Source organism: Actinomadura livida (assembly GCF_014648675.1).
Lineage (GTDB): Bacteria > Actinomycetota > Actinomycetes > Streptosporangiales > Streptosporangiaceae > Spirillospora > Spirillospora livida.
Genome location: NZ_BMRO01000004.1, coordinates 131,690 through 146,307 on the forward strand (window position 1 = coordinate 131,690; position 14,618 = coordinate 146,307).

The window sequence follows — 14,618 nt, forward strand, 5'->3', positions numbered from 1 at the left end:
GACCGAACCTAGACCAGCCGCAGCCGCACCTCGCTCTCCACGGGCAGGTACGTCTTGCCGCCCCCGACGAGCACGGGGAACTCGTACACCAGGAACTCGTCGATCAGGTCGACCAGAGAACCGGCCAACTCGGCTCCGCCGATCTCCAGGTTCCCGTCGACCTCCCGCTTGAGCCGCTCCACCACGGAAGCCGCGTCCTTGCGCCGGACGATCGTGACCCCGTCGGGAACGCTCTGCAACGTGTCAGAGAAGACGTACCGCGGCGTCTCCTTGTAAAGCCGGGCGAACTCCCGCTCGACGGCCGGCGCCCCTTCCTGCCCGAGCTGCTCCGTCCACGGCTTCTCCATCGCCTCGTAGAGCCGCCGCCCGAACAGGAACGCCCCGCACCGCCGCACCTGATCGTTGGCCGCCTGATGCACGTCCTCCGCAGGCTCCGTGAACCCGAACCCGCCGTCAGGCCCCTCGATGAACCCGTCCATCGAGGCATGCATCCCGTAAACAACGTTCCCCACGAGTCTCCCTCCACGCCCATACAGCTACCCAAGAGAGAAGACCCCCCGCCCCCCAAAAACTAATCGCCCCACCCCCACCCGAGCCCGAGCGCCACCCCACTCACCCTGCACCGGCTTCGTCTCACACGTCTGCGCAGACCGCTGGGAAACTCACCGCACCCGAACCCTGGCGGCCATCCCTCGTCACGGCACCCGTATGCGTTGCTGGTTTACACCACCGTAATCACTCACTGTGGGTAGTGCTCCTGTCGCGATCTTCAGATGTTGGAAGTTTGCCTCTCCAGCGGTAGTGGCTTGAGCTGGAACGATATGGCGGAGGCTGGGTTCACGTGCTTAATTTAGGGGTGATTGAAATTCAGGCACGCAATGATTAGGTACCTGTCCGGATCCGGTCAACGATCTTGTCGGAATCATTTTTCCAAGTGATCATGTGGCGGATGTCCGGTTGGCGCCGCGATTTACGACTTCGCGGCGGCTTGACGAAAGGTCGGGTCGTGCGAAGCTGTAGTATTCGCGGCTGCATTGCTGTGTTCTTCGCGGTGGTTCTGGGTGTGGGTGTTATTCCGCTGGCCGGTAGGCCGTCGCCTGCATCAGCCGCGAAGTCCCAGACATCCGCTGTCCCGAAGATCACGCCGGAAGCCGGGCAGTGGTTCATGGCACGAGGCGGCCTTCTGGACGGCCCGGTCATCGATGCCGGTGCAACAGTGAAAGTGAAGATCGCCGGTAAAGCGGGCATTCCGGCATCCGGTGTGGCCTCGGTGGCCATGAACATAGCCGCCAGTGGGAGAACCGGCACCGGGCAGTTGATCGCATACCCTTCCGGCGTGGTGATGCCGGATACCACGACTATCCGGTATCGCCAATACTTCTACAGCCAGAACTTGGTCTTCGTAGGCGTCGGCTCGGACGGTAATGTGACGCTGACCAACGACTCGTCTTCAGCGGTCCGGATCTATGTCGATGCCCATGGGTACTCGCTGTCGGCGCCGGGGGCACAGGTCGGTGCGACCTTCGTACCAGTGAAGCCTGAGCGAATTGGCCAGGTGGACGTGCCAGCGAATGGGACGGCAGAAGCGGCTTTGCTGGGCAAGGCCGGCGTTCCTTCGGCAGGGGTTTCAGGTGTCCTGTTCACTCTGTCGGGTTCAAGTGATGTCGATGGCAAACTCACCGTTTTCTCTGCCGAGGAGAGTATGCCGAACGACACCAATCTGGACTATGGCCAGAACCTGTTGGTCCAGAACCAAGTAATTGGCCGAGTCGACGAGAGCGGCAAGATCAAGATGGCAAATACCGGCTCAAAGCCGATTAAGGCATCGCTCGATGTGGCGGGCTACTTCGCCAAACCGGAGGCAGCGGTAAAGGGCTCAACGGTGCAGCCGATTACACCGACCCGGCTTGTCAACGATGTGACGGTTCCGGCGAATGGGACGTACACCATAGCGCCGCTTGGACAAGGTGGCGTCCCAGCGTCGGGGGTGTCGGGCGTGTATCTGAACGTCACCAACTACCACCGTACGGGGAACGGTGTCCTGCGGGTCCATCCATCTGGGACCACCGCCTCGGAGACCCACGCGGTGACATTCCAGCAAACCTGGACCTACAGCGGGGCACTACCGGCCAAGCTCGGCGCTGACGGCAAAATTGCGATTTCCAACGCCAGTTCATCCCCGGTTCGCATCTGGGTCGATCAGTTCGCCTACTTCAAGACGCCCGCGACCGGCTGCACGGGTGCCGCGCCCGCGGCCGATCCCGCCCCGCGGGTGAAGGTCGCCGCGGCGGTTCCGGAGCCGCACAACCCGACGACGGTCTTCCAGGCGTCCGCGGTCGCCGGCGGGTCGACGGGCGTCCTGCAGCTGGCTTACACCGACGGCATCGGACGCCTGATGCACGGCAGTGCCGATCCGAGCGCGCTCGGGTCGATTCAGTGGACACCGATCCATGGGCAGGAGGGCTACTACGGGCAGCCTGCACTCGGCGAGCAGGCTGACGGGCGCCTCAACGTCCTGGCCCACAATCTCGACGGCGACGTCTGGTCCCGGACCCAGGTCACGAAGGATCCTGCCGCCTGGGGCGACTGGGTCGATGTAAACGGTCCAATGGGATCCACCGTCACGGTCGCGCGGCATGACGACACCCTCGTGGCCTTCGCGGCCGACGCTGCCGGGACGCTCAGGGCACTGCCGCAGTACGCCGCCAACGACCCTTACCAGAACTGGATCGACCTAGGAGTGACGGGCCTGTCGGCCGACACCGCACCGCTTGCGGTTCCGGTCGCTAACGGCCTGCGGCTCTTCTTCCTGGACGCCTCCGGAACGTGGCGCACCGCGCTGTACGCGCGCGGCACCGTCTCGGATTGCGCGACCCTGAGCGGTCCAGGTCACTCCGGTAACGCGTCGGTTGTCACCTATCCGGGCAGCCGTCTGCGAATCTTCGTGCGGAACCCCGATGGCCACATCGTGACCAAGGCGCAGGACGCTTCCGGGAATTTCCAGGCGACGTGGAACCAGGTCGGAGACCTCGTCGCGGCAGGCTCGCCGTCCGCGGTGCTCAGCCCGGGCAGCGGCAAGACGGAGATCGTCGTGCGTGGCACCGACGACCGGATTCACAGCACTGGCGAGACGGTCCAGGGTTCCGGTCAGTGGCGCGCTTGGGTCGATGCCCAGCCGGACTATGACACCTCCGTCCCGGCCACAGATCCGACCGCGTTCACCTACTCCGCGACGAACGGCCCCACCTGGTCGTATCTCTTCCGAACGGTCAACCAGCAGACACGCCTCTACTGGCCGGAGGAAGAGACCGCTCGGCTCGCGTCCAAGTCCCCGGAGTTCGGCAGCCGAGCGCTTCCGAAACCGCCGGCGGCCCGCTGACCCACTGCGGGGCCGTCCCGAAACGCCCTCGGGACGGCCCCGCGAACCGGGTGGCATCCCATCGCAAACACGGACGGCTTTCCGTGCCGTCCCGTGACCGGGAGTGAGACATGGTGCGGCCAAACCGGCTGTTCATCGGTGCAGGCAAGCGGCGGACCACACGGCACTCCGTGATGTTCCGGACCGCCGCGGTGGTGCTCGTCCTGTCCCTCGTCGCGACCCTGGACAGCAGCGGGATCGGTGCGCTGTCGGCGTGGCGTGATCTGCCGGAACCGCACGGACCGAAGCAAGGCTGGGGCAGCGCCGCAGGGCGCGGAGGAGACGTGCCGGTCGCCGGGCGCAACCGGACGGAACCGAAGTCCTTGCGCTCCCAGCACCCGTTGACCACGGCGAAGAAGTCGCCGCAACCGCCGCGCAACACCGCGAGTGTGGCGACCCAACCGGCGGCGGAGTCGGAGGACGTGTCGGGTTTCGACACTGAGACGAGCCGTGAACTACCCGAACGGCGGGATGCGCACCTCCGCGCGTACGTCAACGCCGACGGCACCGAGTCCACCGAGGTCTCACCCCGGCCGATCAACTACCGGCGCCCGGACGGCTCGTGGGCACCTGTCGACACCCGCCTCGTCCCCGTCGGTGCCACGGGCGGGTCCGCCGACGTTCCTGCGCAGGGGTGGCGGAACGCGGCCGACTCCGTCGACATCCGCCTGGCGCCGGCGGTCAACGCCGATCCGGTCGTCCGGATGGGGCTCGGCGGCGGTCAGGAGATCGGCTACTCCCTGCAAGGCGCCGACGCGAAGGCCGGACGGCCGGGGGAGCGAGGCGTCACCTATCCCGGTGCACTCCCACACACCGACTTGAGGATCGACATCGGCTCCGGGGGGTTGAAGGAGACTCTCGTCCTGCGGTCGCCCAAGGCGTCCGGCACCTTCGTCTTCCCGCTGTCGCTGAAGGGCCTCACCGCGCGCGTCGCCGGTGATCAGGTCGAGTTCACCGATGCGTCCGGACAGACGAAGGCCGTGATTCCCCCCGGTTTCATGACCGACTCGGCGGCCGAGCCCGCCACATCGGACAACGTGACTTACAGCATCGTGTCGGTCGACGGTGCGCCCGCCCTGAAGGTCACCGCCGACCCGGAGTGGCTCGCCGATCCCGCGCGTGTCTTCCCCGTCGACGTCGACCCGAGCGTCGAGATCAGCGCGGCCACCACGAGCCTGACCGTCAACGACGGCGGCCAGGTCGGCGGATCCCAGGACCTGACGGTCGGTTCCCGGTCGGCCGCCTACCTCGGTTTCCCGGGGCTGAGCAGCAGGCTCCAACACCACCGGATCTTCGGCGCGTCGCTGTGGATGGTGAACTACGACTCGCAGACCTGCAAGTCACGGCCGGTCAGCGTCCGCCCGGTCACCGAGGCTTGGGCGGGCGCGACCGGCCTGAAGTACCCCGGCCCACCGGTCGGCGGGGCGCTGGCGCGCAAGTCGTTCTCCTACGGGCACATCGAGTTCGGCTCCACCAAGTCCAAGTGCCCGACGAAGCCCGTGACCTTCAACCTGGGCAAGAGCGGGCGCGACCTGGTGCAGCGGTGGGTCAACGGCACCCAGCCGAACTACGGGCTCTCGGTGCGGGACGAGTCGTCCGGCGGCCTCGGCACCAAGAAGTTCACGGGACACGGCACCGCGAACCCGCCGCGGCTCATCGTGACGCACAGCCCGTACAACGCGAAGTACGCGATCACGGACCCGGTGCCGAATCCGCCGGTCACCCAGGCGCAGAGCGGCAAGGTGAAGGTGGCGGTCACCAACACCGGCGCCGAGACCTGGACGCCGAGCACGTACTACCTCGGGTACCGCGTCTACGACGCCAAGGGCGAACTGGTCACCCAGCAACGTTCGGCGAACCTCACCGGGAACGTCCCACGCGGCGGTAAGGCGACGCTGGACGCCGTCATCAAGCCGCTGCAACCCGGCACGTACTCCATCGACTTCACGATGGTGCGCCATGGCGGGCCGATCTTCACCGACGAGCAGGTCCCGCCGATCCGCCTCCGCATCAAGATCATCGACATCGCACCGGTTGTGCAGGAGGTCTACCCGTCGAACGGCTACCAGGCCCCGACGCTGACCCCGCAGCTCTGGGCGACCGCCATCGACCTGGACGCCCCGCCCGGATCGTCGCTGAGCTACAAGTACGAGATCTGCGAGAAGGACGAGGACGGCGAACCGGTCAACTGCTTCGACTCCGGCTACGTCCCGGAGTACGCCTGGACGGTTCCAGCCGGAAATCTCTCATGGAGCAAGACGTACCTGTGGCGGGTGTTCGTCAAGGACACCGGCAATGAGGTTCCGTCGCCCCGCGTCATGCTGCAGACCGCGGTGCCGCAGCCGCAGCTCACCGCACAGTTGGCCCATGGCCAGGCCCACGAGTTCGAGCCGTCGTCCGGCAACTACTCCACGTCGGCGATCGACGCCAGCGTCGCCACGGTCGGCCCGGAGCTCAAGGTCGAGCGAACCTACAACAGCTTGGACCCACGCCGAGACTCTCCCTTCGGGGCCGGCTGGACGACCCAGTTCGACATGCGCCTGACCGAGGACGAGGACGGCTCGGGCAATGTCGTCGTCGGCTACCCGGACGGTCAGCAGGTCCGCTACGGAAGGAACCCCGATGGGAGCTACGCCCCGCCCATGGGACGCGAGGCCACGCTCACCCCCGAACCCGGCAAATGGAAGCTCACCGATAAGGCGGGCACCACGTTCGAGTTCGTCAACGGACGCCTGACCGCCATCACCGACGCGGGCAAGCACGCCATCACCCTCTTCTACGACCCGTCCACGGGGAGGCTCGCGAGGGCCACTGCGCCCGGCGGTCGCGCGCTCTACTTCACCTGGTCGGGTTCCCATGTGGCGTCCGTCAGGACCGCGCCAGTCGATGGCGAGGCCCTCACCTGGAACTACACCTACAGCGGCGACCTGCTCACCAAGGTCTGCGGGCCGGCGTCCCGCTGCACCACCTACGACTACGAGACCGGTTCGCACTACCGCACGACCGTTCTGGACGACCGTCCCGAGTCGTACTGGCGGCTCGGAGAGGACGAAGGCGTCGGCGCATCCAGCCAGGTCGCGGTCAACCTCGGTGAAGACGGCGCAACGTACAAGAACGTCACACTCCAGGCCGAAGGGGCACTCGCCGGAACCGGCAACACGGCGGCCATGCTCAATGGAACGTCGTCGCAGGTGACCCTGCTTGCCGGCACGGTGAAGAAGAGCCGTGACCTGGCGATCGAAGTCTGGTTCAAGAACAGGCCGACCGGGTCCGGCGGCCCGCTGATCGGCTACCAAGACAAATCGCTGGACGCCGCGTCCGGGATCGGTGTCCCGGCGCTGTACACCGGCACGGACGGCAAACTGCACGGCCAGTTCTGGAGCGGCGGGCCCATCTCGCCGATGTCGTCCACCAAGGCCGTCAACGACGGCCAGTGGCACCACGCCGTCCTCTCGGCGATGGGCTCGACTCAGACGCTCTACCTCGACGGCCAGAAGGTCGCGACGCTCACCGGCCAGACGCCCGACCACCACGCGCTCACCCAGAACCAGATCGGCGCCGCGTTCGCGTCCACACCCTCGTCCTGGCCCGGCTGGGGCACCGCCCAGCGCCGCTTCTACAACGGCACCATCGACGAAGTCGCGATCTACCATCACCCGCTGGGCCCCGCTCAGGTCGCGGCACACTACGCGAGTGCCCGCACCGCCGCCGACCAGCTCACGAGAACTACTCTCCCGAGCGGAAAGACCGCCACCCAGGTCGAATACGACACAGATCAGGACCGGGTCAGCGAGTACACCGACCGCAACGGCGGCACGTGGAAGATCAAGACCCCGACCGTCTACGGCGGTGCCACGGACCTGCGGCGCGCCGTCGAGGTCCGCGACCCCGCCGACCGTCCCCACCTGTACGAGACGGACGCGCTGACCGGCCAGATGATCCGTGTCGGTATCCCGATGGGGCTGGACGTCCGGGACGAGGACAACGAACCTCCGACGCCGACCGCGACGCCGTCCCCGACCCCGACGTACGTGTGCACGACACCCGACCCCGGCGATCCCAGCTTCTGCACCGATCTGCCCGGCAACCCCGGCGGCGTCCCCGACTGGATGGGCATGACGCTCGACGGGATGGGGATCCGGACGTTCGAGTACGACGACCAGCGCCATCCGACGACGATCACCAACGAGAACGGCGACTCGGTCAAGCTCACCTACGACGACCGCGGCAACATCCTGACCCGCACCACCTGCCGCACCAAGGACGTCTGCCACACGGCGTACTACACCTTCCCGGCGGTCACGGATCCGTCCGACCCGCGCAACGACCAGCCGATCGAGTACCGCGACGGACGTTCGACCAGCGTCGGCGACAACAGGTACAGGACCACTTACACCTACACCGCGACCGGTGACCTAAGGATCCAGACCAATCCCCAGGGCGGCGGCCAAGTCGAATACACCTACACCAATGGCGCGGAGGCCGCGGTCGGCGGCGGGAACATGCCGAGCGGCCTGGTCCGCACCGAGACCGACCCGCGTGGCGCCGTTACCCGCTACGCCTACACGCAGGAAGGCGACCTGGGTCAGGTCACCGACTCGTCCGGCCTCATCACCAGGTACACCTACGACTCCATCGGACGCCGCAAGTCCGCCACCGAGGTCTCCGACAGCGTCCCGGCCGGGGCCGCCACCTACTACGGATATGACGGCTGGTCGAACCTGACCAGCGTCACCGAACCCGCCACCACCAACGCCGTCACCGGTGCCGCACAGCAGCAGCGCACCGACCACGCCTATGACGCCGACGGGAACCTGATCAGAACCGAGGTCTCCGACACCACGGGGAACGGCGATCCGCGCGTCACCACCTTCGCCTACGACGACCACAACCTGCTCGAACGCGCCACCGACCCCCACGACCACGAGACCGGCTACCAGCACGACCGGTTCGGCAACGTCACCGCCGTCGTGGACCCGGCCGGCAACCGGTTCGAGTACGCCTACACCGCCCGCAACATGCTCGCCGAGGTCCGCCTCCGCGACTTCGACGGCGACCCCGCGGGCGCCCCCGAACTCGACGACCACTTGGTCATCGAAGCCCGCGCCTACGACTACGCCGGACGCCTCGTCGCCAACACCGATGCGATGGGCCGCCGCACCGAGCTGACCTACTACGGCGACGACCTGCTGAAGTCCGTGACGCTGAAGGATTTCCGCAACCCGGACGGCACCGAACGCGACTTCGTGATCTCGACCGTCGAGTACGACGGTGCCGGCAACGCCACGAAGATGGTCACCGGGAACGGGAAGAACACCGTCCGGAACGTCTACGACAACGTCGGACGCCTGGAATCCGCGACCGTCGATCCCGGGGGCATCGCACGCAGCGTCAGCTACCGGTACGACGTCGGCGGCAACATAACCCGGGAGACCGTCACCGGCGCGCCGTCGAACGTGCCATGGGCGACTCCCGCCACAGGCGAGACGACCACCTATGCCTACGACACACCCGGACGTCTCACCCGCCGGACCGTCGACGACGGCAGTGCCGCGCACATCACGTCCTTCACCTACGACCAGCGCGACCTGCTCACCTCGGTGACCGATCCCCGCGGCAACGCGGATGGGGCGGACGAGTCCGCCTACACCACCACCTACGGATACGACGAAGTCGGCCGGCAGATCACTGCCACGTCTCCGCCGGTGGAAGCGGAGTCCGGAGGAGGCGCCCCGTCGACCACCAGGCCCGAGACCGTCACAGGTTTCAACACCTTCGACGAGCCCACCGAGTTCAAGAATCCGCTCGGTGTGATTTCCCGGACCGAGTACGACCGCCTCGGGCAGCCGGTCAAGGAGATCGCCCCGACATACACCCCGCCCGGCTCGACCACGCCGCTCGCTCCGACGACGACGACGTTCTACGACCCGATCGGGCAGGTCGAGAAGGTCATCGACCCCAAGCAGAACGAGACGCGCTACTTCTACGACCGGCTGGGGCGCCTCCAGAGGCTCGACGCACCGGCCAAGACGAACGACGACAGGTCGATATGGCAGTACGACTACACCCGCACCGGTGAGTTGGTCGCCGTCACCGATCCCGTCGGCGCCCGTACTGAGGCCACGTACGACGACCTCGCCCGCAAGGTCACCACGACTGAGACGGTACGGACGCCGGTACCGGCCGCGTACACCACTCGCTACACCTACGACGACGCCGGCAACCTCGTCACGACCACTACGCCTACCGGAGCCGAGAGCACCGCGACCTACGACAGCGCGAACCAGCTCACCAGGACGGTCGACCCCGCCGGAACCTCCTCCGAGTTCGGCTACGACGGACTCGGCCGCCAGATCCGGACGAGCGACGCCCTCGGCCGAACCAGCAAACTCGGCTACGACACCATCGGACGCCTCGCCGCTACGAGCGCGCTCAAGACCGACGGCACGGAGACTTCCAACGCCACTTACCGCTACGACATGGCGGGCAATCTCACCGGCGTAACCGATCCGCTCAACAACACGACCACGTTCGCGTATGACGCTCTAGACCGGCTGGTGAGGCAGGTCGAGCCGGTCACGGACACCAAGTCGATCACTACCACGTTCGGTTACGACGCCGCCGGGAACCGCACCCGCTTCACCGACGGCCGCGGCAACGACACCATCTACACGGTCAACTCGCTCGGACTACCCGAATCGATCATCGAGCCGTCAACCGCCGCGCACCCGGCCCCGGCGCAGCGCACCTGGACCAGCGCCTACGACGAAGCCGGCAACCCCGTCAAGATCACGGCACCGGGCGGGGTCGTCCGCGAACGCGCCTTCGACGCCGCCGGCCGTATCGTCACGGAATCGGGCTCCGGTACTTCGTCCCCGACGGCCGACCGCACCTTCGACTACGACGCCGCCGGGCGGCCCACCAAGGTCAACGCCGCCTCCGGGACCAATACCTACGGCTACGACGACCGGGGTCTGCTCACCTCGGCGAACGGCCCATCCGGGACCGCCTCATGGACCTACAACGGCGACGGGCAGCCGACGACCCGAACGGACATCACCGGCACGGCCGGCTTCGGTTACCTCGACGGCCGTCTCAAGACCGTCCAAGACGGCATCACCGGAGCCACGCGCACCTACGGCTACAACGCCGCCGGCGAGGTCAACAGGGTCGACTACGGGGCAGGCCGGATCCGCACCGCCGGATATGACGGCCTTGGCCGCCTCGCCAGCGACACCCTGAAGAACGACCAGGGCGCCGTGGTCGCGTCCGTGTCCTACACCTACGACGACAATGACCAGACCACCGGCAAGACCACCACCGGAACCGCACTTGCCGCCGAGGAGAACTACGGCTACGACGACGCCAGCCGTCTGACCACCTGGACGCGCGACGGCACTACCACCGCCTATGAGTGGGACGACTCCGGCAACCGCACCAAGAGCGGGACCAATACCGCGACCTTCGACGAACGGAACCGTCGCACGACCGACGGCTCGACCACGTTCACCTACACACCCCGCGGCACCTTGGCGTCCAAGGCGGATGCGAACGGTTCCACCACCTATGACTTCGACGCCTTCGACCGGCTGATCACGTCCGGCGGCACCAGCTACACCTACGACGGACTGGACCGCCTCGCCACCCGCAACGGCATCTCGTTCACCTACGCGGGGCTGGGTTCTGACCCTGTCGCCGACGGCTTGACCCGATACGCGCGAGGCCCATCCGATGAACCACTGGCAACCGCCCAGGGCCTGACCACTCGGATCACCCTTTCCGACAAACACGACGACGTGTTCGGCACGTTCGACCCCGAGGCCGACCTCACCACCCTCACCGACTCTGTCTCCTACAGCCCCTTCGGAGAACCCACCGCCAGCACCGGCACCAAACCCGGCATCGGCTATCAAGGCGACTGGACCGACCCGGAGTCCGGCCTGGTCAACATGGCCGCCCGCTGGTACGACCCGTCCATCGGGGCCTTCAACAGCCGTGACTCCTGGAACCTCGATCCGTCCCCGGCTTCGGTCCATGGCAACCGCTACACCTATGGAAATGCGAACCCCAATGACCACTTCGATCCCACAGGCCATTTGGCGCCGGTCATCATCGGGGGGCTTGTCCTAGGCGGCAGGGTGGCCTGGACCGGGTGGCGTGTGTATCGCGCCTGGCGAGCTGCGCAGGCCCTCAAGAACGCCTGGGACGCATGGCAGGCACCTAGCGGCGGCGGGGGCAGCCCCTTCCTCAACCCGCCTACCGGGACTGGGTGCCGCGCACCGTGGTTCTGCGCTAGCCCTGGATCGGGTGATAGTGCTCGCGGCAGCTTCACGCGGCGGGGAGGAAGCTCCTCTTCCGCGCCTGGCCGGGGAAGCTCCTACGGAGGAAACGGCGGCCTGTCGGCCGCCCAGCGAGCGGCCATCGCCCGGGCACGAGCCATCGCGCGGGCCCGGGCGAGAACCGCGGCGGCCAAACGCCGAGCGGCGAACGACGCCCGGAACAAGGCCCGAACCATAAACCCCTCACTGCGCAGACCCTCCTACGCGGACCCTGGGAGCCGAATCTCGACAGGCCCCGCCCGAATGCCCACGAGGGCCAGGACGCACAACGTCGTCGAGGATACTGCCCAGTCTTTGCGGGACATGCGCGCTAAAGCCGTCAGCGACGCCGGATCAATCGTCAGCCAGATTTCACTGGCCGGCGCCGCCTCCACGGCTCCGCCCGCCGAGATTCACTTCGACTCAGGCGGTGCGGCTCCGCCGCCCCCCACGAGTACGGTCACGGCTCCGGAGCCCGACCGCAGTCCTGTCCTTTTCCCAGTCAATCCCTACGGCTCGTCCTTCCTGTACCCGGAAGCAGGGACAGCCTGGGAACCAGATCCGAGCCAGGGTACTACGGGCGGCGACGGTGACAATGGCTGCCTGCCGTTCAAGGAGTACAGACCACTCGACAGCCAAGGCCGGGCCACCGGCGCTCGCGCCCAATACTGCAGTGACGGGGATCTAGCGGGCGGATCCCCAGCGAAGAAGTCGATCCTCCCCAGCGGCTGGCCTCGGGATGCTGCCGGGAAGCCAAAAAATTCTGCCAGAGTCTTCTCGCGCGGACACCTTATAGGTGACCAGTTGGGAGGAAGTGGATCGGACCCGAGGAACCTGTTTACCATCTATCAGCGGATGAACAATTCTTCTATGAAGAAGTATGAGAACATCGTACGCCGGGCAGTCGAGGATGAGGATCAGCAGGTATATTATGAAGTGCGACCGGTCTATCTCGGCCACTCCGGCCGGGCGTCCGCGGTGCACATGACTGCACACGGGAGCGGCGGACTGTACTTCAACGTTACGATTCAGAACAGCAAATCCAGGCACAGAAAGCATCGAGTGATATTTCCATGGCTTCACTGACTCGGATGATCGAACTTATTGGTGAGCCCGTCCAGGTGCCGCCTCCCGTCGACTGGGACAAGTTGAGGGAGCAGCTCGGAATTCGCCTTCCCAGCGACTACATGGAGCTTTGTCGAAAATATCCGTCGCTCAACGTAGACGATTTTCTGGGTATCTTCCATCCCATCGAGGATGCGGAAGGAGAGAATTTGGTCTCCTGGGCGGAAGACATACTCGGGGCGGCAGAGGATCTCATTGAGGAGTTTCCGACCCTTGACCTTGTGCCGTTTTCGCTCTACCCCGTGGCGGGTGGCCTGTTCCCGTGGGGTGTTACCGACAACAGCGACCATCTGTTCTGGCGGACCGAGGGTGACCCGGACACATGGACGGTCGTGGTGGCGGGCCACTCTTACGACAAGGGGGCCTGGTGGGAGTTCAACGGCTCCCTGACCGACTTCGTCACGGGACTAATAACCCGTGAACTCGTCTGCCCCGTGTTGGCTCCAGACTTCCCATCCCCGGATGCGAAGATCGAACAGTGCCCGCTTCCGTAAAGCTCCCGCGAAGAATTTTTGGCCAATTTTTATGTGGTGCAGCGCCTTGATCGAGGCGAGAAAGCCACGTCTCCGGTTGGGGAGAACCGCTGCGTCGACCACGCGTTCGTGGAGGGTCCGCGCCGCTCCTCCGGTTTGTGGGGCGGAGATGATGAAGTCCCCGGGAGAATGGCGCTTCCCGGGGACTTCGTGGGTGGGGTCAGCCTGAGTTGGTGGTTACGGGGGTGGCTGCCTCTTGGTGGTGGTCGGTGGGGAGCTGGGTGCGGTAGTCGGCGATCTTGGCGTTGAGGTTCGCCAGGTTGCGGCTGTAGTCGCGGCTGGAGAGCCAGAACTTGTAGATGATGACCAGTTCGAAGGCCAGGAGGCCCGCCCCGCTGATGGCGACGACCGGGATGATGGCGCCGGAGACCACTGCGGCGGCGATGGGGGCGATGATGAAGACGCCCATCTGGAACTCGATGCCGCTGACCAGGTGGGGGCGGATGCGGCCCGCCATCAGGACGTTGCGGATGCGGGCGTACCAGGGGAAGCGCTTGTTGAAGCCCTGCTGGAGCGCGACGTTCGGGTCGTCGCCGATGACGCGGTTCTCCAGGTCGGCGTCCGGGTCGTCGCCGATGGCCTCTTCCGCGGAGAGCAGGTCGTCGTCGGCGGGGAGGCCGCCGTTGGCGCGCTGGGCGGCCTGTTCCAGGTCGTGGGCCTCGCGGCGGGCGGCGGTCAGGGTGTTCCGCATCTGGGTGCGGACCTTGTAGATCTCCAGCGCGTCCATGTAGCGGAGCATGTCGAGGAACACGACCGCCAGGGCCGTCCAGATGTAGGCGACGTTGCCGGTGGCGGCGTACTGGCCGCCCATGAGGGCGATCGCGCAGGCCAGGACGCGGACGCGGTCGAAGATGTAGTCGAGCCAGGCGCCGAAGACCGAGCCGGTGCCCTTCAGGCGGGCGATCTTGCCGTCCATGCAGTCGAGCGTGAAGGACAGGTGGTACAGCAGCGCGCCGGCGAGCAGCCACGGCCAGGACGCGACGGCGAAGCAGGCCCCGGCGGCGAGGCCGAGGATGAGGGCTCCCACGGTGAGCTGGTTCGGGGTCACCCGCGTCCGGTTGGCCGTGAACTTCACCAGCCTGGAGGCGAGCGGATCGACCAGCAGTACCGTCCACCAGGCGTCACGCGCCTTGTACGTCCGTTGCCGAACGTCGTCGAGCGTGAAGTTCGCCATGGAGATCCTTTCCTTGTGGGAAGCGATCCGATGCTACCGGTGCCCGGTTC

5 protein-coding genes are annotated in these 14,618 nt (G+C 66.4%); 3 read left to right on the forward strand and 2 right to left on the reverse strand.

The features are described 5' to 3' along the window. Positions 1-8 precede the first annotated feature (8 nt). Positions 9-512: a dihydrofolate reductase family protein gene (locus IEZ03_RS10385; RefSeq protein WP_184888770.1), complete on the reverse strand. Its 504-nt coding sequence runs from the start codon at positions 510-512 to the stop codon at positions 9-11. 437 nt (positions 513-949) lie between these two features. Here IEZ03_RS10385 and IEZ03_RS10390 point away from each other — a divergent pair, with 437 nt between their 5' ends. The 3 genes from IEZ03_RS10390 to IEZ03_RS10400 all read left to right on the forward strand — a co-directional run bounded on the left by IEZ03_RS10390 (position 950) and on the right by IEZ03_RS10400 (position 13,355). Further along, entirely contained in the window at positions 950-3,379 is a 2,430-nt protein-coding gene (locus tag IEZ03_RS10390) for a DUF8189 domain-containing protein (protein ID WP_194506005.1), read from the forward strand. 110 nt (positions 3,380-3,489) lie between these two features. Next, positions 3,490-12,822: a DNA/RNA non-specific endonuclease gene (locus IEZ03_RS10395; protein WP_184888766.1), complete on the forward strand. Its 9,333-nt coding sequence runs from the start codon at positions 3,490-3,492 to the stop codon at positions 12,820-12,822. A gap of 5 nt (positions 12,823-12,827) precedes the next feature. After that, complete coding sequence (locus IEZ03_RS10400) at positions 12,828-13,355, forward strand: SMI1/KNR4 family protein (RefSeq protein ID WP_184888764.1); 528 nt, start codon at positions 12,828-12,830, stop codon at positions 13,353-13,355. A gap of 199 nt (positions 13,356-13,554) precedes the next feature. On the opposite strand, the gene IEZ03_RS10405 is transcribed toward IEZ03_RS10400, so the two are convergent. Continuing rightward, positions 13,555-14,568: a CDP-alcohol phosphatidyltransferase family protein gene (locus tag IEZ03_RS10405; RefSeq protein WP_184888762.1), complete on the reverse strand. Its 1,014-nt coding sequence runs from the start codon at positions 14,566-14,568 to the stop codon at positions 13,555-13,557. Positions 14,569-14,618: the final 50 nt, after the last annotated feature.